Genomic DNA, 21,517 nt, shown 5'->3' on the forward strand with positions numbered 1-21,517 from the left:
CGGTCGTGACGTCAAGAGCGACGCACGTGTCCAGCAGGAGGACGCCACTGACAACCACTCCCGGCGCGGCACCGAGGAGCCGGGACGGCGAAGGGCCCCGCCCCAGCCGAAGCTGGAACGGGGCCCTTGCCAGAGAGCTGAGTGGTGCTAGCTCACTTGTTGATCTTCGTGACGCGTCCTGCGCCGACCGTACGACCACCCTCGCGGATGGCGAACCGGAGTCCGTCCTCCATGGCGATGGGCTGGATGAGCTCGACGCTCATCTCGGTGTTGTCGCCGGGCATGACCATCTCGGTGCCCTCGGGCAGCGTGACGACGCCGGTGACGTCCGTCGTGCGGAAGTAGAACTGCGGACGGTAGTTGTTGAAGAACGGCGTGTGACGGCCGCCCTCCTCCTTCGACAGGATGTAGACCTGGCCCTCGAACTCCGTGTGGGGAGTCGTGGAACCGGGCGCGATGATGACCATGCCGCGCTCGACGTCCTCGCGCTTAGTACCGCGCAGGAGCAGTCCGACGTTCTCGCCGGCCTGGCCCTCGTCGAGCAGCTTGCGGAACATCTCGATACCGGTGACCGTGGTGGTCTGCTTGGTCTCGCGGATGCCGATGATGTCGACGGTGTCGGTCACCTTGACGATGCCGCGCTCGATACGACCGGTGATGACGGTTCCACGACCGGTGATCGTGAAGACGTCCTCGACGGGCATGAGGAACGGCTTGTCCGTCTCGCGCGGGGGCATCGGGATGTAGTCGTCGACGGCCTGCATGAGCTCGAGGACCGACTCGCCCCACTTGGCGTCGCCGGCCAGGGCCGGGACGGCCGCGACCTTGACGACGGGAACGTTGTCGCCGTCGAAGTCCTGCTCGCTGAGCAGCTCGCGGACCTCGAGCTCGACGAGCTCCAGGATCTCCTCGTCGTCGACCATGTCGCACTTGTTGAGCGCGACGACCATCGCGGGCACGCCGACCTGCTTGGCCAGCAGGACGTGCTCGCGCGTCTGGGGCATGGGACCGTCGGTGGCGGCGACCACGAGGATCGCGCCGTCCATCTGGGCCGCGCCCGTGATCATGTTCTTGACGTAGTCCGCGTGACCCGGGCAGTCGACGTGCGCGTAGTGGCGGTTCTCGGTCTGGTACTCAACGTGCGAGATGGAGATCGTGATGCCGCGCTGCTTCTCTTCAGGCGCCTTGTCGATCTGATCGAAGGCCGAGGCCTCGTTCAGGTCGGGGTACTTGTCGTGCAGCACCTTGGTGATCGCCGCGGTAAGAGTCGTCTTACCGTGGTCGATGTGACCGATGGTGCCGATGTTCATGTGCGGCTTGGTCCGCTCGAACTTCGCCTTAGCCACGTGGGGCTCCTTCTTCGAATTGGTTGCTGTTGAACGCCGTCGGATACTCGCGGCACGAGTACCTCAGGCCATCTTATGAGATGGTCCGCTGTTACTCGCCGCGGGCCTTTTTGATGATCTCTTCCGCGACGTTCTTGGGAACCTCCGCGTAGGAGTCGAACTGCATCGAGTATGACGCACGGCCCGAGGTCTTGGACCTCAGGTCGCCCACATACCCGAACATCTCGGAGAGGGGGACGATCGCCTTGACGATCTTGACGCCGCCCATCCCTTCCTCCATGGCCTGAACCTGGCCACGGCGAGAGTTGAGGTCGCCGATCACGTCGCCCATGTAGTCCTCGGGCGTGGTGACCTCGACCGCGAACACGGGCTCGAGGATCACCGGATCGGCCTTGCGTGCCGCCTCCTTGAACGCCATGGAACCGGCGAGCTTGAAGGCGAGCTCCGAGGAGTCGACGTCGTGGTACGCGCCGTCCTCCAGGGTGACCTTGACGTCGACCATCTGGTAGCCGGCGAGGACACCGAACTGCATGGCGTCCTGCGCACCCTGGTCGACCGAGGGGATGTACTCACGGGGCACACGGCCACCGGAGACGGCGTTGTCGAACTCGTAGCCGCCCTCGCCACCGGCGAGGGGACCCGTGGGCTCGATCGAGATGATGACCTTGGCGAACTGGCCCGAGCCACCCGTCTGCTTCTTGTGGGTGTAGCTGACGTTCTCGACCTTGCGCTTGATGGTCTCGCGGTACGCGACCTGGGGCTTGCCGACGTTGGCCTCGACGTTGAACTCGCGCTTCATGCGGTCGACGAGGATGTCGAGGTGCAGCTCGCCCATGCCGGCGATGATCGTCTGGCCGGTCTCCTCGTCGGTGTGGACCTGGAACGTCGGGTCCTCCTCGGCGAGGCGCTGGATCGCGGTGCCCAGCTTCTCCTGGTCGCTCTTGGTCTTGGGCTCGATGGCCACCTGGATGACCGGAGCCGGGAACGTCATCGACTCCAGCACGATCTGGTTATGCGGATCGGCGAGCGTCTCGCCGGTCGTGGTGTCCTTCAGGCCCATGACGGCGACGATCTGGCCGGCACCGACCGAGGCGATCTCGGCGCGCTTGTTGGCGTGCATCTGGTAGATCTTGCCGATGCGCTCCTTGCGGCCCTTGGTCACATTGATGACCGTGGAGCCGGCCTCCAGGCGACCGGAGTAGACGCGCAGGTAGGTCAGCTTGCCCAGGTGCGGGTCGGACGCGATCTTGAACGCCAGGGCCGCGAACGGCTCGCTCTCCTTGGGCTCACGCGTGTCGGTCTTGGTCTCGTCACGCGGGTCGAGGCCCGTGATGGCGCCGACGTCGATCGGCGACGGGAGGAAGTCGATGACCGCGTCGAGCAGGGGCTGCACGCCCTTGTTCTTGAACGCGGTGCCGCACAGGATCGGGTTGAGCTTGGCGGCCAGCGTCGCGCGACGGATGGCGGGCTTGAGCAGCTCGGGGGTGATCTCCGCGCCGTCGAGGTAGGCCTCGGCGAACTCGTCGTCCTGGTCGGCCAGGGTCTCGATCATCTCGGTGCGCGCCTCGGCGGCGGTGTCGACGAGATCGGCGGGGATCTCCTCGACGGTGTAGTCCTCGCCGATCGCGGTCTCGCCGCGCCAGACCAGCGCGCGGTTGCCGATCAGGTCGACGACACCGATGAAGTCGCCCTCGGCGCCGATCGGCACCTGCAGGACGAGGGCCGTGGCGCCGAGGCGCTCACGGATGGTCTTGACGCAGTACTCGAAGCTGGCACCGGTGCGGTCGAGCTTGTTGACGAAGCACATGCGCGGGACGCCGTACTTGTCGGCCTGGCGCCACACGGTCTCGGACTGCGGCTCGACACCGGCCACGCCGTCGAACACGGCGACCGCACCGTCGAGGACGCGCAGGTTGCGCTCGACCTCGACGGTGAAGTCGACGTGCCCGGGGGTGTCGATGATGTTGATCTGGTTGTCTTTCCACCAGCAGGTCGTCGCGGCCGACGTGATCGTGATGCCGCGCTCCTGCTCCTGCTCCATCCAGTCCATCGTGGCGCCGCCGTCGTGGACTTCACCGATCTTGTAGTTGATGCCGGTGTAGAACAGGATGCGCTCGGTCGTCGTGGTCTTGCCGGCATCGATGTGCGCCATGATGCCGATGTTGCGGACCCTGTTGAGGTCGGTGGTGATGTCGGTTGCCACGAGTGAGATCGCTTCCTTTGATGCGGGTGCCGCGACCGCCGGTGACCGGCGGGTGGGGCGGGAGGTGGAGGTGGTGCTGACTTACCAGCGGTAGTGCGCGAACGCCTTGTTGGCCTCGGCCATCTTGTGCGTGTCCTCGCGCTTCTTGACCGCGCCGCCGAGGCCGTTGCTGGCGTCGAGGAGCTCGTTCATGAGGCGCTCGGCCATCGTCTTCTCGCGGCGCGAGCCGGCGTAGCTGACGAGCCAGCGGAGGGCCAGGGTGTTCTGGCGGACCGCGCGGACCTCGATCGGGACCTGGTACGTCGCGCCGCCGACGCGGCGGCTCTTGACCTCGATGGCGGGCTTGACGTTGTCGAGCGCGCGCTTGAGCGTGATGACCGGGTCGGTGCCCGACTTCTCACGGGTGCCCTCGAGGGCGGTGTAGACGATGCGCTGGGCGACCTGCTTCTTGCCGTCGACCAGGACCTTGTTGATCAGCGAGGTGACCAGCTGGCTGCCGTAGACCGGATCGGTCTCGACGACGCGCTTGGGCGCGGGACCCTTACGAGGCATTACTTCTTCTCCTTCTTGGCGCCGTACAGGCTGCGAGCCTGCTTGCGTCCCTTGACGGCCTGCGTGTCGAGGGCGCCACGGATGATCTTGTAGCGAACGCCGGGAAGGTCCTTCACACGGCCACCGCGCACGAGCACGATCGAGTGCTCCTGCAGGTTGTGGCCCTCGCCGGGGATGTATGCAGTGACCTCGGTGCCGCTGGACAGCTTCACGCGGGCGACCTTGCGAAGCGCCGAGTTCGGCTTCTTCGGGGTCGTGGTGTAGACGCGGGTGCAGACACCGCGTCGCTGAGGCGAACCCTTGAGCGCGGGGGTCGTCGTCTTGACGACCTTGCGCTGGCGGCCCTTGCGGACCAGCTGGTTGATCGTGGGCACTACAAACTTCCTTCTTCTGGCTGGCGCGAGCCATGAGTCGTGATGCACTCGCCACCGTGGATTCCGGCAGGATGCGTGCATCGGCCTGATGAGTTCAGGCACAGAGGAAAATACTACCGGTCTCCCCCACCCGGAAACAAATTCACCCGTCGATCGCCTCGGACGTTCACGCCGCGTTCACGGCGTGGTGGGCCCGTCGAACAGCGCGACGCCGTCGTCGCCCTCGAACCGCAGTCGCTCGCGGGGCACCCGGTGCCACAGTGCGAGGTACAGGTCGGCGGCCGAGCCCGTGACCACCGCGTCGGCCTCGGCCGTCGCCGGAAGCTGCACGGGAGGTCCGGCGTCGTCGGTCGGCGCGACGACCCAGGAGAGGTCGAGGTCGTCGGCCACGAGGCGGATGCGGGACCGGACGTCCGGCGCCGAGCCGCCGGCGCTCATCCGCGGGAAGAAGATGCGCAGCACCTCGCCCACGCCGTCGGCGGCGAGCTCGGCGGGGACGTCCCACTGCGACTCGTCGCGACCCATGGCCTGCAGCAGGTCGACCACGTGGACCGTCACCTCGTGCAGCTGCCGGCGGGGCCAGAACGCCGCCGTCTCGTCGAGGCGCGAGAAGTTGGGCACCTGCTCGCCGGGGTCGACCGCACGCAGCGCGGCAAGCAGCGCCGCCGCGGTGCCCGCGTACCAGTCGGCCGGGTCACCGGTCACGAGCGGCCGGGGGTCGGCGACGCGCTGCCCGCTGAGGACGATCGACGCGGCCCACCGGTGCACCGTGCCGACGTGCTCGACGAGGTCGCGCACCCGCCACGGATGGCAGGCCGGGACCGCCTCGTCGCCGGACGACTCACGCACGAGGGCCGCGAAACGGGTCGTCGTCTCCTGGAGCAGGGCGAGGTGGTCGAGGTGGAGGCCGCTCATGCGCTCATCATCTCGGACGCGGATCGAGCAGCTGAGCGAGGTGCTGGGCGTCGACCGAGACCAGGTCGTCGAGCTGGGTGCGGCACGAGAAGCCGTCGGCCACGACGATCGCGCCCTCGGGGGCCCGGCGGACCGCCGGCAGCAGCTGCTGCTCCGCGACCGCGACCGACACCTCGTAGTGCCCGATCTCGACCCCGAAGTTGCCGGCGAGCCCGCAGCAGCCGGACACGCGGTCGATCGTCGCGCCGGTGGCGGTCATGATCGCCATGTCGGCCTCGAAGCCCAGCACCGAGGCCTGGTGGCAGTGCGGCTGGACGACCAGGGTCGTGCCCGTGAGGTCGGGCGGCGTCCAGCCCTCGGTGCGTGTCAGCAGCTCGGACAGCGTGAAGACCCCGGCCGCGACGTCGACCGCGCGGGGGTCGTCGACCAGCTCGACGGCGTCGGACCGCAGCACCGACAGGCACGACGGCTCGAGACCGACGACCGGGATGCCGGCCGCGACGTAGGGGTGCAGCTGCTCGACGGCCCGGCCGATCATCTCGCGGGCGGTGTCGAGCTGGCCCGTCGTGATCCACGTCAGCCCGCAGCACTGCGGGCGGCTCAGCACCTCGACGTCGTAGCCGGCGCCGTCGAGCACGCGCAGCGCCGCCTCTCCCCCGGCGGTGGAGAAGAACTCCGTGAAGGAGTCGGCCCACACGACGACCTTGGCGCGTCCCGGCGCGAGGGCGGGACGGGCCAGGCGCGTGAACCGCCTGGTCGCAAACATCGGCAGGCTGCGCCGCTGGTCGACGCCGGCCACCCACCGCGCGATCGAGCGGACGCCCGGGGTGCGGAGCCCCAGGTTGGCGAGCCGGGCGATCGGCGAGGTCACGCGGGCCCAGAACGGCAACCGGCCGAGCACGTAGTGGCTGCGCGGCCGCCGGCGCCCCTTGTACGACTGGTGCAGCACCTCGGACTTGTAGCTGGCCATGTCGATGCCCGTGGGGCAGTCGCTCAGGCATCCCTTGCACGACAGGCACAGGTCGAGGGCCTCGTGCACCTCGGGCGCGCGGAAGCCGCCTGTCACGAGCCGCCCGTCGATCATCTCCTGCAGCACCCGCGCGCGTCCGCGCGTGCTGTCCTTCTCGTCGCGCGTGGCCTGGAACGACGGGCACATGACGCCGTTCGAGCCGGAGTTGTCGGCGATGCACTTGCCGACGCCGGTGCAGCGGTGCACGGCCTTGCCGAGGTCGCCCTCGTCGTGGAGCAGGCGCAGTCCCAGGCGCCGCGACAGCTGCTCGCGCCCCGGAGAGTGGATCGACTCGGGCCCGCGCAGGTCGGCGTCGACCGCGGCCGGACGCACGAGGACGCCGGGGTTGAGCAGGTCGTCGGGGTCGAGGATCGCCTTGACCTGCTCGAACAGCGAGATGGCCTCGCCCGAGTACATCAGGGGCAGCAGCTCGGAGCGCGCCCGTCCGTCGCCGTGCTCGCCCGACAGCGAGCCGCCGAGGGACGCCACCTGGGTCGCTGCGTCGACGAGGAACCGGCGGAACACGTCGTGCCCGCCCTCGGCGTCGAGCGGGAAGTCGATGCGGATGTGCACGCAGCCGTCGCCGAAGTGCCCGTACGGGACGCCGTCGAGGCCACGGTCCTTGAGCAGGGCGTCGAGCTCGCGCAGGTAGGTGCCGAGCTTCTCGGGAGGCACCGCGGCGTCCTCCCACCCCGAGAGCGCCTTGCCCGGCAGCGTGCGGGTCGCCAGTCCGGCGCCCTCCTCGCGGATGCGCCACAGCACGGCCTGCTCGCCGCCGTCGGTCACGACCCGGTGGTCGACCGCGGACGCCGCGCGCGAGGCGCGTGCCACGGTGCCGGCGACCTCGCCCACCTGCTCGCCCGAGATCTCGACGAACAGCCAGCCCTGGCCGCGCGGGAGGTCGGGGACCGACCCACGGTGCGACCGGTAGACGTCGACGATGCGCGAGTCGAGCCCCTCGCAGGCCGTGGGGCCGAACGGCAGGAGCGCGGGGACATCGTCGGCGGCCTCGGCCATCGAGGCGTAGCCGAGCACGAGGATCTGCCGCACGGGCGGGTCCTCGACGAGCCGCACCGTGGCCGAGGTCATCGTCGCGAGCGTGCCCTCGGTGCCCGCCATGAACGTCGCGACGTCGAAGCCGTTCTCGGGCAGCAGGTGCTCGAGGCTGTAGCCCGACACCTGGCGACCGAACCGGCCGAACTCGGTGCGGATCGTCGCCAGGTTGGCGCCGACCAGCTCGCGCAGGTCGTCGAGCGTCGCCGAGGTGGGCGTTGCGCCGCGTCCCACCGTCAGCTGCTCGCCCGCCATCGTCACGAGGTCGAGACCGACCACGTTGTCGGCGGTCCGGCCGTAGGCGAGGGCTCGCGAGCCGCAGGCGTTGTTGCCGATCATCCCGCCGACGGTGCAGCGCGTGTGCGTCGACGGGTCGGGTCCGAACCGCAGCCCGAGCGGCGTCGCGGCCTTCTGCAGCACGGCGTGCACGACGCCCGGGTCGACCCGGGCGATGCGGGCCTCGACGTCGATCTCGTGCACGCGGTGCAGGTGCCGTGTGAGGTCCATGACGACGCCGGTGCCGACGGCGTTGCCGGCGATCGACGTGCCAGCGCCGCGGGAGGTCAGCGGGGTGCCGGTGACGCGGCACGCCTCGACGGTCGCCAGCACCTCCTCGGTGCTGCGCGGTCGCACCACGACCTGCGGGACGACCCGGTAGAGCGAGGCGTCGGTGCTGTAGAGGGCACGTGTGAGGCTGGAGTCGTCGACGTCGGTCACACCGAGGCGACGCAGCTCGCCGACCACATCGGTGGTGGTCTCGAGGATCGTCACGTCCAGAGCTCGATCGACTGGCCGAGGATCGTCGCGACGTCGTCCTCGCGGACCTCGAGCGGCGCGGTGGCGAGCAGCCGCTGCTGCTTCATGGTGCCCTCGACCAGCGAGTCGATGTCGCTCTCGTCGAAGCCGACGGCTCCGATGCCCGCCGGGATGCCGACGTCGCGCATGATCTGTGTCAGCACCTGCGGCAGGAACTCGGCCGGGTCGTCCGGACGTGCCGCGCCGGGAGCCAGCAGCTCGGCCGCACGCAGGTGGCGCTCGGGCGAGGCCTCGAACGTGAACCGGAAGGCGGCGGGGGCCGTCAGCGAGACCGCCATACCGTGCGGCACCATCGCGTGGTCGGCCCCGTAGCCCTCGGGACGGAAGTCGCGCACCTGGCCGGCGATCGGATAGGCGTTGGCGTGCGGGACGTGCACGCCGGCGTTGCCGAAGCCGAGGCCGGCGAACGTCGCGGCCATGGCCACCTCGGTGCGGGCCGCCAGGTCGTCGCCGTCGCGGACGGCCGTGCGGAACGAGCCGGCCATCAGGCTGAGCGCCTTCTCTGACCACATGTCGGCGATCGGGTTGGAGCCGCAGTAGGGCACCCGCTGGTCGGCCTGCTTGCGCTCGTAGGACGTGAACGGTCGTGCGGTGTAGCTCTCGAGCGCGTGGCACAGGATGTCGAGCCCGGACGCGGCCGTGACGCCGGCGGGCTGCGTGAGCGTCAGCTCGGGATCGACGACGGCGAGGGTCGGCCGGAGACGAGCGTGCGAGATGCCGGTCTTGACGTGCTGGCTGACGACGTCGAGCACGCAGATCGTGGTGCTCTCGCTGCCCGTGCCGGTCGTGGTGGGGACGGCGACCAGCGGCAGCAGGGCGTTCTGGGGGGCTCGGGCGCGTCCGACCGGTGCGTTGACGTAGTCCATCAGCTCGCCCTCGTTGGTCGTGAGCAGGTTGACGGCCTTGGCCGTGTCGATGCTGCTGCCACCACCGACGGCGACGATCGCGTCGAACGGCCCCTCGGACCGCGCGAAGGCGATCGCCTCCTCGAGGCTCGCGTCGGTGGGCTCGACCCGCGAGCGGTCGAAGACGACCGCCTCGATCGAGGCCGCGCCCAGCGACTCGGCGATCTCGGTGGGTGCACCGGTCGCGAACACGCCGGGGTCGGTCACGACCAGCACGCGGCGGGCGCCCAGCTGGGCGAGGTCGTGGCCGAGCTCGTGCCGCGCTCCCACCCCGAACTTTAGGCCGGGAGCCCCGTAGGTGAAGACCGATTCGGGGTGCTGGGGCTGGAAGACCGACATGTGCGCTCCTTGGACGTTGCGGACTCCGCCGAGACTAGCATGCTACTGCGTCGGGGGCTCGCTCGTCGTCGGCCGGGCTGGCAGGTAGAGGTGGCCGCGCAATGCCTCGGACCACGCCGGGTCGACGACCTCGACACCGTCGACCGCCACCTGCTCCATCAGCAGCGTCGCCGTGCGGACGAGGTGCGCCTCCATGTGGGCGGCCGCGGCGGCGGGATCGCGCATCGCGATGGCCTCGACGATGGGCGCGTGCTCGCCGGCGAGCTCGACCATGCCGCGCGACCGGCGGATCGTGGACGCCCCCCGCGACTGGATCGAGTCGCGCAGCGTCGCGATCTCGGCCTGCAGCCTCGGATTGCCCATGGCCCCGGCGACGGCCTGGTGGAGCGCGCGGTCGTGCTCGGTGAACTGGACCTCGTCGTCGGCGTCGGCGTGCTCGCGCATGCGGTCGAGCTCGCCGACGATCGCGGCGACCGTCGAGGCGTCGGCGTTCGCCGCGGCGTGGGCAGCAGCCGGCACCTCGAGCAGCAGACGCAGCTCGAAGACCTCGCGGACGTCCGCGGCCGTCACGCCCCGGATGCGCACGCCCCGGTTGCGCTCGACCGAGACCAGCCCGATGTCGGCGAGCCGCAGGACGGCCTCGCGGACCGGCGTGCGCGACACCTCGAGCAGGTCGGCCAGGCGGTAGATCGAGTGCAACGACCCGGGCGGGAACTCGCCGCTGACGATCGACTCCCGGAGCGAGTCGAACACGCGATCGGTGGTCGTGGTGCGCGTCATGCTGACCGTGACCCTCTCCCCCGCCGTCGCGTCGCGGACGTGCTGGCGACCTGTCTGCCGCATGGGCCTTGGCACGAAACGATATCGTGTTGCTCTGGCGCGCGGGACGACGTCGCTGGCCGACCGACGCGCGCATGCACGGCACGTCCGGCGGCGGGGCACCCGCGCGGACCACGACGAGGGGATCTCATGATGGCTCGGACCTTCCGGGTGGCGGTGGCTGCTGTGGCGCTCATCGCCCTCGCCGCGTGCGACGGCACCTCCGGCACCAACGGCACGACCCCCGCGGCCACGGCGAGCACGACGGCTGCTCCCAACCTGTCCGATCACGAGTCGGGTCCCGAGAGCCCCATCGCCTACGGACTCTTCGTGCCTGCCGGCGCCACGCAGCTGGGCCCGCTGTTCCGCTACCGCAGCGCTGCCCTGATCGCCGCCTACCAGCCCGAGCTGCAGGCCATCGAGGCGCAGCGCGCCGCCGACGCCGCGGCGAAGGTTGCCGAGGACGAGGCCAACGGCACCCCCTCGCCGACCCCCACCCCCACGCCGACGACCCGGCCGAGCCCCGACACGTTCAAGCTGATCGGCGACGAGGCCCCGCGCCCCGACACCTCGATCTCGCTCATGCGCATCGACGGCGATCCCTCCGACGTCGTGCGCCGCATGCTCGCGCAGATCGACGCCGCGATCCCCGACGCCGGCCTCGTCCTCGACGACCTCTCGACGTACTGCACCTCCGAGGAGCGTCGCATCACCGGCTGCCAGGTCGTCGCCAGCGGTGCGACCGAGGGCAAGCGTGAGATCCGGGTGTCGCTGTCGGTCGACACCGGCAACCTGGCGACCCGCACGGCACCGCCCGGTGCCCTCACCCGGCCGGTCATGCAGCTCACGGTCGAGTACGTCGGCGATCCGCGGGCCGGGCAGCTGGGCCGCGACACCGGCAAGCTCGGCGACGTCGCCGACATCGAGAAGATGCCCGACCGCTCGGGGCTGATCTGGCCCAAGATGGACCTCGACGCCGACCTCACCACCCCGCTCGTCAACGGCTGGGTCGCCCCGCCGTCGGTCACGCTGCTGCTGAGCGGCTACCAGCCCCAGTTCGTCGCCATGACCGCCGAGCGCGCGGTCGACGCCGACCAGATCGCCGAGCAGTTCGCGCTCGCCAACAGCCGCAAGGGCGCCATCACCAAGGACGTCGTCGAAGACCTCAACTCGGTCAGCACGATGTACTCGGCGCGCGGCAAGGGCGGCGCCGTCGCCCGCGCCGTCTACATCCTGTCGGCGCGCGGCAACTACACGGCCCTGTTCTACACGCCCGCCGAGAAGTGATCCGCGTGCGCGAGAGCGTGCTCGACCATCGGTAGCACCGGCCCGACCTGCGTGCCCACGTCGGCGATCGCGACCCAGCACGCGACGTCCGTGGTGCCGTCGAGCTCGACGACGTGAGGCGTGACCGCGGGGTCGACCTCGACGGCGTAGAGCAGGTGCACCCCGTGATAGTCCTCGAAGCGGTCGCCCCGGCCCGGCGCGACCACGTGCACGTCGTGGACGTCCACCAGCCGTGACGACAGCGCTCGCAGGCCCGTCTCCTCGTGGAGCTCGCGGACGACGGCGTCGTGGGGCGACTCGCCGTGGTCGACACCGCCGCCCGGGAGGGTCCACGTGCCCGCCGGGTAGCCCGCCGGGGAGATGCGCGTCAGCAGGATGCGGTCGTCGACGATGACCACGGCGTAGGCACCGAGCCGCTGGGTGCGGATCATGTCGGGCACTCGCCCTCCGGGGGTCGTCGGGGACGCACCGTGGGCGCGTCGGATTCGGGCCAGGCTATTAGAGTCGTCCTCGATGAGTGCCCTCGACCCGCTTCCCGTCGCCACCTCCCCACCCAAGGAGCGCGTGGCGTATCTCGACAACGCCCGCTACTGGGTCATGCTGCTGGTCGTCATCGGCCACTCGCTCACCGAGCTCGTCGTGATGGACTCGGCCCGCGGCATCTACACGTGGATCTACTCGTTCCACATGCCGTTCTTCATCCTCATCTCCGGCTACACGGCCCGGCACTACATCGGCGACTTCCGCCAGATCCGCCGGATCGTCAGCACCCTCATCGTCCCGTACCTGCTCGTCGAGCTGAGCCTGCAGCTCATCACCCGGCACTACGACGGCTCGCCCAAGAACCTCATGATCCTGTCGCCCCAGTGGCTCGGCTGGTTCCTGGCCGCGCTGTTCATCTGGCGCATCACGACGCCCATCTGGCGCGCCCTGAAGTACCCCGTCACCACCTCGATCGTCATCTCGCTGCTGGCCGGGCTCATCGAGATCCCCAACGTGCTGGCCCTGCCGAAGGTGCTCGCGCTGCTGCCGTTCTGGGTCATCGGCCTGCACATGAACCGCGAGATCTTCATGCGGCTGGGCGATCTGCGCATCCGCATCGCCTCTGTCGTCGTCCTCGTCACGTCGTTCGTCGTCTGCCAGGTCTACGCCGGCACCTGGACGACGCAGTGGCTGCTGTGGAAGGACCGCTACTCCGAGGACCCGCTCGACGCGTCGCCCTGGGGAGGCATCGTCACCCGGGGCAGCCTGCTGCTGGTCGGAGCGCTGCTGACCTTCGCGACGCTGTCGCTGATCCCGCGCGGGCGGTCGATCACGACGACGCTCGGTGGACGGACGTTCTACTGCTACCTGCTGCACGGCTTCATCATCATCCTGCTCGACCGCCAGTTCGACCTGTGGCAGCGCCTCGAGCAGTACGGCGCGGCGTCCGTGGTCGGATGCATCGTGGTGGCGGTGGTGGTGGCCAACCTCCTGATGACCAGGCCGGTGGCCACGCTGTTCCGTCCCCTGTTCGAGCCCCGCCTGACGTGGTTGTTCCGCGAGGCCGAGCCGCCCTCGGTCCGCGTCCCGGTCTCATCGATCGAGGCTGCCACAGCCGCGGCACCTGCCGAGGGCGCGACGCAGGCACCGGTCAAGGCGCCGTGACCCCGCGGCTGACCCGTGCAGCCGCCGCCGTCGCCGTGCTCCTCGGGCTCGGCGGGTGCTCCGCGCACCCGGACGGTCCTGACCGCCCTCGGACGGCCTCCGTGCTGACCGACCGCACGTGCGCCGACCTGGTGGTGATCGGGGCCCGCGGCTCGATGCAGCGGGCCGGCCTCAACCTCGGCGTCGGCACAGAGGTGCGGGTCACCGTCGAGCAGCTGGCGCGGCGGCTGCAGCAGCGTTCCCACGTCTCGGTGCACGTGGAGCCCGTGCTCTACGACTCCTCGCCCACACCGACCGCTGCGGGCTTCCTGCGCAACACCGCGGCCGGCGGGACGCTCGCCCTCGGCCGCCTGACGTCCCTGGCCGCGCGGTGCCCGTCGAGCCGCTTCGCGCTCGTGGGCTTCAGCCAGGGCGCCCATGTCGTGCACACCGCCGCGATGGCCGTGCCGTCGTCGCTGACGTCCCGCGTCGCGCTCGTCGCGATGATCGCCGACCCCGCGAACAACCCCGACGACCAGATCACCCGGTGGTCGTACGCCTCCGAGCCGACGAGCGGCCACGGCCGGCTCGGCGCGGGCCCGCCGATCCCGGCCGCCCTCCGCCGCACGGCGATCAGCTTCTGCGTCGCCGGCGACGCGATCTGCAACGACCGGGGCGCACCCGGCACCGGCCAGTCGCCGACCCACAAGCACTTCTACGAGCGACCGGCGACCGCCGAGATCACCGCCGCCCGGCTCGACCGGGTGCTCCGCGCCAACGGCGTGTGAGCCCCCGGACGCGAAGGAGCCCCCGACCAGTGGCCGGGGGCTCCTTCGCAATCGATCAGACGGTCAGCTGTTCTCGTACGACGTGAAGTCGAAGTCGTCCAGCTGGACGGGTGCAGCACCCGCATCGCCGAAGCCGTAGTCGTAGTCGCCGTAGCCGGTGACGGCGTAGGCGGCCTGACGAGCGGCCTCGGTCGGCTCGACCCGGATGTTGCGGTAGCGGTCGAGACCGGTACCCGCCGGGATGAGCTTGCCGATGATGATGTTCTCCTTCAGACCGCGCAGCGAGTCCGACTTGCCGTGGATGGCCGCGTCGGTGAGGACGCGCGTCGTCTCCTGGAAGGAGGCGGCCGACAGCCACGACTCGACGGCCAGCGAGGCCTTCGTGATGCCCATCAGCACCGGACGACCGGAGGCGGGGGTGCCGCCCTCGGCCACGACGCGACGGTTCTCCTCCTCGAACCGCGAACGGTCCACGAGGTCACCGGGGATGAGCTGGGCGTCGCCCTGCTCGATGACCGTCACCCGGCGCAGCATCTGGCGCACGATGATCTCGATGTGCTTGTCGTGGATGGCCACGCCCTGCGAGCGGTAGACCTCCTGCACCTGGTCGACGAGGTGCTCCTGGGCACGGCGGACGCCGAGGATGCGCAGGACCTCCTGCGGATCGGGCGTTCCGTGCGTCAGCATCTGACCGACCTCGACGTGGTCGCCGTCCTGGATCAGGAGGCGAGCACGCTTGGTGACCGGGTACTCGAGCACGTCCGAGCCATCGTCGGGGGTGACGACGAGCTTGCGCGTCTTGTCGGAGTCGTCGATGACGACCCGACCGGCCGACTCGGTGATCGGCGCCTTGCCCTTCGGCTGACGCGCCTCGAACAGCTCGACGACGCGAGGCAGACCGTGCGTGATGTCGTCACCGGCCACACCACCGGTGTGGAAGGTGCGCATGGTCAGCTGCGTGCCGGGCTCACCGATCGACTGGGCCGCGATGGTGCCCACGGCCTCACCGATGTCGACGAGCTTGCCGGTGGCCAGCGAGCGTCCGTAGCACTTGGCGCACGTGCCGGCCTTGGCCTCGCACGTCAGGACCGTGCGGACCTTGATCTCCTCGACACCCTCGGCGATCAGGCGGGCGATCTCGACGTCGCCGAGCTCACCGCCGGCCGGGATGAGGACATCGCCGTCGGCGCCCGTGACGTCGGTCGCCGCCGTGCGCGAGTAGGCCGCCGTCTCGACGTTCTCGGCAGCGGTCAGACGGCCGTCGTCGAGCTTGGTCGCGATGACCTGCTTGAGACCACGCTCGGTGCCGCAGTCCTCCTCGCGGATGATGACGTCCTGGCTGACGTCGACGAGCCGGCGCGTCAGGTAGCCCGAGTCGGCCGTGCGCAGAGCCGTGTCGGCCAGACCCTTGCGGGCACCGTGCGTCGCGATGAAGTACTCGACGACCGACAGGCCCTCACGGAAGTTGGCCTTGATGGGACGAGGGATGATCTCGCCCTTCGGGTTGGCCACCAGACCACGCATACCGGCGATCTGACGCACCTGCATCATGTTTCCGCGCGCTCCCGAGTGGACCATCATCCAGATCGGGTTGTCCTCGTCGAAGCCCTTCTCCATCTCGGCGGACACCTCGGCCGTGGCCTGGGTCCAGATCTCGATGAGCTCCTGACGACGCTCGTCCTCGGTGATCAGACCGCGGTCGAACTGCGTCTGCACCTTGGCGGCCTGGGTCTCGTAGCCACCCAGGATCTCCTGCTTGCGCGGAGGCGTCACGACGTCCTCGATGGAGACCGTCACGCCGGAGCGGGTGCCCCAGTGGAAGCCGGTGTCCTTGAGGTTGTCGAGGGCGTTGGCGACGTCGACCTTGGAGTAGCGCTCGGCGAGGTCGTTGACGATGACGCCGAGCTGCGACTTGCCGATCTGCTCGTTGACGTACGGGTAGTCGTCGGGCAGGGCCTCGTTGAAGATCGCCCGACCCAGCGTCGTGTCGAGGGTCTGACCACCGATGCGGATCTTGACGTGGCTCTGCAGCGAGATCTCGTGACGCTCGAAGGCCATCATCGCCTCGGAGACCGAGCTGAACGCACGGCCCTCGCCGATGTGACCCGAACGCTCGAGCGTCAGGAAGTACAGGCCGATGATCATGTCCTGGGTCGGCATCGTGACGGGACGACCGTCGGACGGCTTCAGGATGTTGTTCGTCGACAGCATCAGCACGCGTGCCTCGGCCTGGGCCTCGGCGCTCAGCGGCAGGTGCACGGCCATCTGGTCACCGTCGAAGTCGGCGTTGAAGGCCGAGCAGACGAGCGGGTGGATCTGGATGGCCTTGCCCTCGATGAGCTGCGGCTCGAACGCCTGGATGCCCAGACGGTGCAGCGTGGGCGCGCGGTTGAGCAGCACGGGGTGCTCGGTGATGACCTCTTCGAGGACGTCCCACACGACCGGACGAGCACGCTCGACCATCCGCTTGGCGCTCTTGATGTTCTGCGCGTGGTTGAGGTCGACCAGACGCTTCATGACGAACGGCTTGAACAGCTCGAGCGCCATCTGCTTGGGCAGACCGCACTGGTGCAGCTTGAGCTGCGGGCCGACGACGATGACCGAGCGGCCCGAGTAGTCGACGCGCTTGCCGAGCAGGTTCTGACGGAAGCGACCCTGCTTGCCCTTGAGCATGTCGGAGATCGACTTCAGCGGACGGTTGCCCGGCCCGGTGACGGGACGGCCACGACGACCGTTGTCGAACAGCGAGTCGACGGCCTCCTGCAGCATCCGCTTCTCGTTGTTGACGATGATCTCGGGCGCACCGAGGTCGAGCAGACGCTTGAGGCGGTTGTTGCGGTTGATCACGCGGCGGTACAGGTCGTTGAGGTCGGAGGTGGCGAAGCGGCCACCGTCGAGCTGGACCATGGGACGCAGCTCCGGCGGGATCACCGGGACCGCGTCGAGGACCATGCCGGCCGGGGCGTTGCTGCTGCCACGGAAGGCCTCGACGACCTTGAGACGCTTGAGGGCGCGGGTCTTCTTCTGGCCCTTGCCGGTCGCGATGATCTCCTTGAGCGACTCCTGCTCGGCGTCGAGGTCGAAGTCCTGGAGACGCTTCTGGATCGCCATGGCGCCCATGTAGCCCTCGAAGTACTTGCCGAAGCGGTACGTCATCTCGCGGTAGAGCAGCTCGTCGCCCTCGAGGTCCTGGACCTTGAGGTTCTTGAAGCGGCTCCAGACCTCGTCGAGGCGGTCGATCTCGCGCTGGGCGCGGTCACGACGCTGCTTGGCCTCGCGCTCGGCGGAGTCCTTGACCTTGCGCTTGGCGTCGGCCTTGGCACCCTCGTCCTCGAGAGCCTTGAGGTCTTCCTCGAGCTTCTGCATGCGCTCGTTGACCTCGTTGTCGCGGCGGCTCTCGAGCTGCTTGCGCTCGAGCTCGATCTTGGCCTCGAGGCTCGACAGGTCGGCGTGACGCGCGTCCTCGTCGACCTTGGTGATCATGTAGGCGGCGAAGTAGATGACCTTCTCGAGGTCCTTCGGCGCCAGGTCGAGCAGGTAGCCCAGGCGGCTGGGCACGCCCTTGAAGTACCAGATGTGCGTGACGGGAGCGGCGAGCTCGATGTGGCCCATGCGCTCACGGCGCACCTTGGACCGCGTGACCTCGACGCCGCAGCGCTCGCAGATGATGCCCTTGAAGCGCACGCGCTTGTACTTGCCGCAGTAGCACTCCCAGTCCCGTGTGGGACCGAAGATCTTCTCGCAGAAGAGTCCGTCGCGCTCGGGCTTGAGCGTGCGGTAGTTGATCGTCTCGGGCTTCTTGACCTCGCCGAACGACCATCCGCGGATGTCGTCGGCGGTCGCGAGACCGATCCGGATTTGATCGAAGAAGTTCACGTCGAGCACGTTGGTCTTCTTTCCCTTTCAGAGGTTCTTGCTAAGTGGCGGAAGGTGATGTCTGGGTGCGAGGGGCCGTCGCGGACGACGGCCCCTCGCGAGGCTCAGACTTCTTCCACGCTGGAGGGCTCGCGCCGGGACAGGTCGATGCCGAGCTCTTCGGCGGCGCGGAAGAGATCCTCTTCGGCGTCGCGCATCTCGACAGCGGTTCCGTCGCTCGAGAGCACCTCGACGTTGAGACACAGCGACTGCATCTCCTTGACGAGAACCTTGAAGGACTCGGGGATACCCGGCTCCGGGACGTTCTCGCCCTTGACGATGGCTTCGTAGACCTTGACGCGTCCGAGGATGTCGTCGGACTTGATGGTCAGGAGCTCCTGCAGCGCGTACGCCGCTCCGTAGGCCTCGAGGGCCCACACCTCCATCTCACCGAAACGCTGTCCGCCGAACTGCGCCTTACCGCCCAGGGGCTGCTGCGTGATCATCGAGTACGGACCCGTGGAACGTGCGTGGATCTTGTCGTCGACCAGGTGGTGCAGCTTGAGCAGGTACATGTAACCGACCGAGACGGGGTCGGGGAAGGGCTCGCCGGTACGACCGTCGAACAACCTCGCCTTGCCGTCGCGCTTGACCATGCGCTCACCGTCGCGGTTGGGCAGGGTCGAGGCCAGGAGTCCCTGGATCTCGTCCTCGCGGGCACCGTCGAAGACCGGTGTGGCCACGTTGCTGTCGCGCGGTGCACGGTCGGCACCGATCGCGCGCAGGCGGTCGGCCCACTCGTCCTTCATGTCGGTGATGTCCCAGCCGGTCTTGGCGACCCAGCCGAGGTGCGTCTCCAGGACCTGTCCCACGTTCATGCGTCCGGGGATGCCGAGCGGGTTCAGGACGATGTCGACGGGCGTGCCGTCCTCGAGGAACGGCATGTCCTCGACCGGGTTGATCTTGGAGATGACGCCCTTGTTGCCGTGACGGCCGGCGAGCTTGTCACCGTTGGAGATCTTGCGCTTCTGGGCCACGTAGACGCGGACCAGCTGGTTGACGCCCGGCGAGAGCTCGTCGCCCTCGGCGGAGTCGAACACGCGGACGCCGATGACGGTGCCGGACTCCCCGTGCGGAACCTTGAGCGAGGTGTCGCGCACCTCGCGCGCCTTCTCGCCGAAGATCGCGCGGAGCAGCCGCTCCTCGGGCGTCAGCTCGGTCTCGCCCTTGGGCGTGACCTTGCCGACCAGCACGTCGCCGTTGCCGACCTCGGCACCGATGCGGATGATGCCGCGCTCGTCGAGATCGGCCAGCATCTCCTCGGAGACGTTGGGGATGTCGCGCGTGATCTCCTCGGGGCCCAGCTTGGTGTCGCGGGCGTCGACCTCGTGCTCCTCGATGTGGATCGAGGTCAGCAGGTCGTCCTGGACGACGCGCTGGGACAGGATGATCGCGTCCTCGTAGTTGTGACCCTGCCAGGGCATGAAGGCGACGAGCAGGTTGGTGCCCAGCGCCATCTCGCCCTCGTCGGTGCAGGGACCGTCGGCCAGCGGCGTGCCGACCTCGACCCGCTGACCGTGCGCCACCAGCGGGCGCTGGTTGGTGCAGGTGCCCTGGTTGGAGCGCTTGAACTTGGCCAGGCGGTACGTGAAGTACGAGCCGTCGTCCTGCATGATCTCGATGGCGTCGGCCGACACCTCGTTGACCACGCCGGCGACCTTGGCGACCGTGACGTCACCGGCGTCGACGGCGGCACGGAACTCCATGCCGGTGCCGACGAGCGGCGCGTCGTTGCGGATCAGCGGGACGGCCTGACGCTGCATGTTCGAGCCCATGAGGGCGCGGTTGGCGTCGTCGTGCTCGAGGAACGGGATCAGGGCCGTGGCCACCGACACCATCTGGCGCGGCGAGACGTCCATGTAGTCGACGTCGGCGGCGGGACGCAGCTCGGCCTCGCCACCCTTCTGGCGCACCAGGACCATGTCCTCGGCGAAGGTCGACTTCTCGGTCAGGACCGAGTTGGCCTGAGCGACGATGTAGCGGTCCTCGTCGGTCGCGGTCAGGTAGTCGATCTGCTCGGTGACGGTGCCGTCGACGACCTTGCGGTACGGCGTCTCGACGAATCCGAACGAGTTGATGCGACCGTAGGACGCCAGCGAGCCGATCAGACCGATGTTCGGGCCTTCGGGGGTCTCGATGGGGCACATGCGGCCGTAGTGCGACGGGTGGACGTCGCGGACCTCGTAGCCGGCACGCTCACGCGACAGACCACCCGGTCCGAGGGCCGACAGACGACGCTTGTGCGTCAGGCCCGCGAGCGGGTTGTTCTGGTCCATGAACTGCGACAGCTGCGAGGTTCCGAAGAACTCCTTCAGCGCCGCGACGACCGGGCGGATGTTGATCAGGGTCTGCGGCGTGATGGCCTCGACGTCCTGGGTCGTCATGCGCTCGCGGACGACGCGCTCCATGCGGGCCAGGCCCGTGCGGAGCTGGTTCTGGATCAGCTCGCCGACCGACCGCATGCGGCGGTTGCCGAAGTGGTCGATGTCGTCGGCCTCGACGATCGTCGAGCCCGCAGCGGTCTCGAGCTCGGTCTCGCCGGCGTGCAGCGCGACGATGTACTTGATCGTCGACACGATGTCGTCGATCGTCAGCGTCTGCTGGTCGAACGCCTCGTCGACGCCGAGCTTCTTGTTGATCTTGTAGCGACCGACCTTGGCCGTGTCGTAGCGCTTGGCGTTGAAGTAGTAGTTGTCCAGAAGGGTCTGGGCAGCTTCGCGGCTCGGCGGTTCGCCCGGACGCAGCTTGCGGTAGATGTCGAGCAGGGCGTCGTCCTGGCCGACCGTGTTGTCCTTCTCGAGGGTCAGGCGGATCGACTCGTACTGGCCGAACTCCTCGAGGATCTGCGCCTCGGACCAGCCGAGGGCCTTGAGCAGCACCGTGACGCTCTGCTTGCGCTTGCGGTCGAGGCGGACGCCGACCATGTCGCGCTTGTCGATCTCGAACTCGAGCCAGGCTCCGCGCGAGGGGATGACCTTGGCCGTGTAGATGTCCTTGTCGGACGTCTTGTCGGGCGTGCGCTCGAAGTAGACGCCCGGAGAGCGGACGAGCTGCGAGACGACGACACGCTCGGTGCCGTTGATGATGAAGGTGCCCTTGTCGGTCATGAGCGGGAAGTCGCCCATGAACACGGTCTGGCTCTTGATCTCGCCGGTCTCGTTGTTCATGAACTCGGAGGTGACGAACAGCGGCGCGGCGTAGGTGACGTCGCGGTCCTTGCAGTCGTCGACCGAGTACTTGGGAGGCTCGAACCGGTGGTCGCGGAACGACAGGCTCATCGTCTCGGAGAAGTCCTCGATCGGGGAGATCTCCTCGAAGATCTCCTCCAGACCGGACTTGGTGGACACGTCGGTGCGGCCGGCTGCAAGAGCGGCTTCGACACCTTCTTGCCACTTCTCGTCGCCGATCAGCCAAGCGAAGCTGTCGGTCTGCAGAGCGAGAAGCTCAGGGACCTCGAGGGGTTCTGCAATTTTGGCGAACGAGATACGGCGGGGCTGAACAGATGCGGAGGTGCGCGAGGCGGCCAAGAGGGGTCCTTCCAAGGGCTCGCAGGCGGGTGGCTCGAGAGGT

Annotated in this window: 14 protein-coding genes; 3 read left to right on the forward strand and 11 right to left on the reverse strand. The window is 68.9% G+C overall.

Annotated elements, in window-relative coordinates; translation table 11 throughout:
* Nucleotides 1-152: 152 nt before the first annotated feature.
* The 8 genes from tuf to DX116_RS01865 all read right to left on the reverse strand — a co-directional run bounded on the left by tuf (nucleotide 153) and on the right by DX116_RS01865 (nucleotide 10,292).
* Entirely contained in the window at nucleotides 153-1,346 is a 1,194-nt protein-coding gene (gene tuf, locus DX116_RS01830; protein WP_119702520.1) for an elongation factor Tu, read from the reverse strand.
* Nucleotides 1,347-1,437: 91 nt separating this feature from the next.
* Nucleotides 1,438-3,549 (reverse strand): elongation factor G, encoded by a 2,112-nt coding sequence (fusA, locus tag DX116_RS01835; protein WP_119702521.1) that lies wholly within the window; start codon nucleotides 3,547-3,549, stop codon nucleotides 1,438-1,440.
* Between the two features lie 81 nt (nucleotides 3,550-3,630).
* Nucleotides 3,631-4,101 (reverse strand): 30S ribosomal protein S7, encoded by a 471-nt coding sequence (rpsG, locus tag DX116_RS01840; protein ID WP_119702522.1) that lies wholly within the window; start codon nucleotides 4,099-4,101, stop codon nucleotides 3,631-3,633.
* A complete protein-coding gene (rpsL, locus tag DX116_RS01845; protein WP_056606137.1) occupies nucleotides 4,101-4,475 on the reverse strand; it encodes a 30S ribosomal protein S12 in 375 nt (124 codons plus the stop codon). The genes rpsG and rpsL overlap by 1 nt, the downstream gene beginning before the upstream one ends.
* Before the next feature lie 177 nt (nucleotides 4,476-4,652).
* Nucleotides 4,653-5,390 carry a maleylpyruvate isomerase family mycothiol-dependent enzyme gene (locus DX116_RS01850; protein ID WP_119702523.1) on the reverse strand — a complete coding sequence of 246 codons (738 nt, stop codon included), beginning with the start codon at nucleotides 5,388-5,390 and terminating at the stop codon, nucleotides 4,653-4,655.
* Nucleotides 5,391-5,397: 7 nt separating this feature from the next.
* Nucleotides 5,398-8,223, reverse strand: a complete 2,826-nt coding sequence (locus DX116_RS01855; protein WP_119702524.1) for an FAD-binding and (Fe-S)-binding domain-containing protein — start codon at nucleotides 8,221-8,223, stop codon at nucleotides 5,398-5,400.
* Nucleotides 8,220-9,512, reverse strand: a complete 1,293-nt coding sequence (locus DX116_RS01860; protein ID WP_119702525.1) for a hydroxyacid-oxoacid transhydrogenase — start codon at nucleotides 9,510-9,512, stop codon at nucleotides 8,220-8,222. Before DX116_RS01860 ends, DX116_RS01855 begins: the two co-directional genes overlap by 4 nt.
* Nucleotides 9,513-9,554: 42 nt before the next feature.
* Nucleotides 9,555-10,292 carry a GntR family transcriptional regulator gene (locus DX116_RS01865; protein ID WP_158591866.1) on the reverse strand — a complete coding sequence of 246 codons (738 nt, stop codon included), beginning with the start codon at nucleotides 10,290-10,292 and terminating at the stop codon, nucleotides 9,555-9,557.
* Between the two features lie 192 nt (nucleotides 10,293-10,484).
* Between DX116_RS01865 and DX116_RS01870 the strand changes: the two genes are divergently transcribed.
* Nucleotides 10,485-11,618 carry a hypothetical protein gene (locus DX116_RS01870; RefSeq protein WP_147393550.1) on the forward strand — a complete coding sequence of 378 codons (1,134 nt, stop codon included), beginning with the start codon at nucleotides 10,485-10,487 and terminating at the stop codon, nucleotides 11,616-11,618.
* Here the strand turns inward: DX116_RS01870 and DX116_RS01875 are convergent.
* The gene (locus tag DX116_RS01875; RefSeq protein WP_147393551.1) at nucleotides 11,597-12,049 is read right to left on the reverse strand and encodes an NUDIX hydrolase; all 453 of its coding nucleotides are present in this window, start codon (nucleotides 12,047-12,049) and stop codon (nucleotides 11,597-11,599) included. The two genes, DX116_RS01870 and DX116_RS01875, sit on opposite strands and share 22 nt — an antisense overlap.
* A gap of 82 nt (nucleotides 12,050-12,131) precedes the next feature.
* On the opposite strand from DX116_RS01875, the gene DX116_RS01880 reads away from it, so the two are divergent.
* Together DX116_RS01880 and DX116_RS01885 are read left to right on the forward strand one after the other, a co-directional pair.
* Nucleotides 12,132-13,265, forward strand: coding sequence for an acyltransferase family protein (locus DX116_RS01880; protein ID WP_158591867.1), 1,134 nt, complete (start codon nucleotides 12,132-12,134; stop codon nucleotides 13,263-13,265).
* A complete protein-coding gene (locus tag DX116_RS01885) occupies nucleotides 13,262-14,032 on the forward strand; it encodes a cutinase family protein (protein ID WP_199715887.1) in 771 nt (256 codons plus the stop codon). Before DX116_RS01880 ends, DX116_RS01885 begins: the two co-directional genes overlap by 4 nt.
* Nucleotides 14,033-14,095: 63 nt before the next feature.
* On the opposite strand, the gene DX116_RS01890 is transcribed toward DX116_RS01885, so the two are convergent.
* Both DX116_RS01890 and rpoB read right to left on the reverse strand, forming a co-directional pair.
* A complete protein-coding gene (locus DX116_RS01890) occupies nucleotides 14,096-17,917 on the reverse strand; it encodes a DNA-directed RNA polymerase subunit beta' (RefSeq protein ID WP_119702530.1) in 3,822 nt (1,273 codons plus the stop codon).
* Nucleotides 17,918-18,012: 95 nt separating this feature from the next.
* Nucleotides 18,013-21,474 (reverse strand): DNA-directed RNA polymerase subunit beta, encoded by a 3,462-nt coding sequence (rpoB, locus tag DX116_RS01895; protein ID WP_119702531.1) that lies wholly within the window; start codon nucleotides 21,472-21,474, stop codon nucleotides 18,013-18,015.
* Nucleotides 21,475-21,517 lie beyond the last annotated feature (43 nt).

This window comes from Aeromicrobium endophyticum (assembly GCF_003586285.1).
Lineage (GTDB): Bacteria > Actinomycetota > Actinomycetes > Propionibacteriales > Nocardioidaceae > Aeromicrobium > Aeromicrobium endophyticum.

What these genes read in the sequence shown, in the direction of transcription:
- rpsG (WP_119702522.1), bottom strand. Translation starts at nt 4,101, where the DNA reads ATGCCTCGTAAGGGTCCCGCGCCCAAGCGCGTCGTCGAGACCGATCCG.
- DX116_RS01850 (WP_119702523.1), bottom strand. Translation starts at nt 5,390, where the DNA reads ATGAGCGGCCTCCACCTCGACCACCTCGCCCTGCTCCAGGAGACGACG.
- DX116_RS01860 (WP_119702525.1), bottom strand. Translation starts at nt 9,512, where the DNA reads ATGTCGGTCTTCCAGCCCCAGCACCCCGAATCGGTCTTCACCTACGGG.
- DX116_RS01865 (WP_158591866.1), bottom strand. Translation starts at nt 10,292, where the DNA reads ATGACGCGCACCACGACCACCGATCGCGTGTTCGACTCGCTCCGGGAG.
- DX116_RS01870 (WP_147393550.1), top strand. Translation starts at nt 10,485, where the DNA reads ATGGCTCGGACCTTCCGGGTGGCGGTGGCTGCTGTGGCGCTCATCGCC.
- DX116_RS01875 (WP_147393551.1), bottom strand. Translation starts at nt 12,049, where the DNA reads ATGATCCGCACCCAGCGGCTCGGTGCCTACGCCGTGGTCATCGTCGAC.
- DX116_RS01880 (WP_158591867.1), top strand. Translation starts at nt 12,132, where the DNA reads ATGAGTGCCCTCGACCCGCTTCCCGTCGCCACCTCCCCACCCAAGGAG.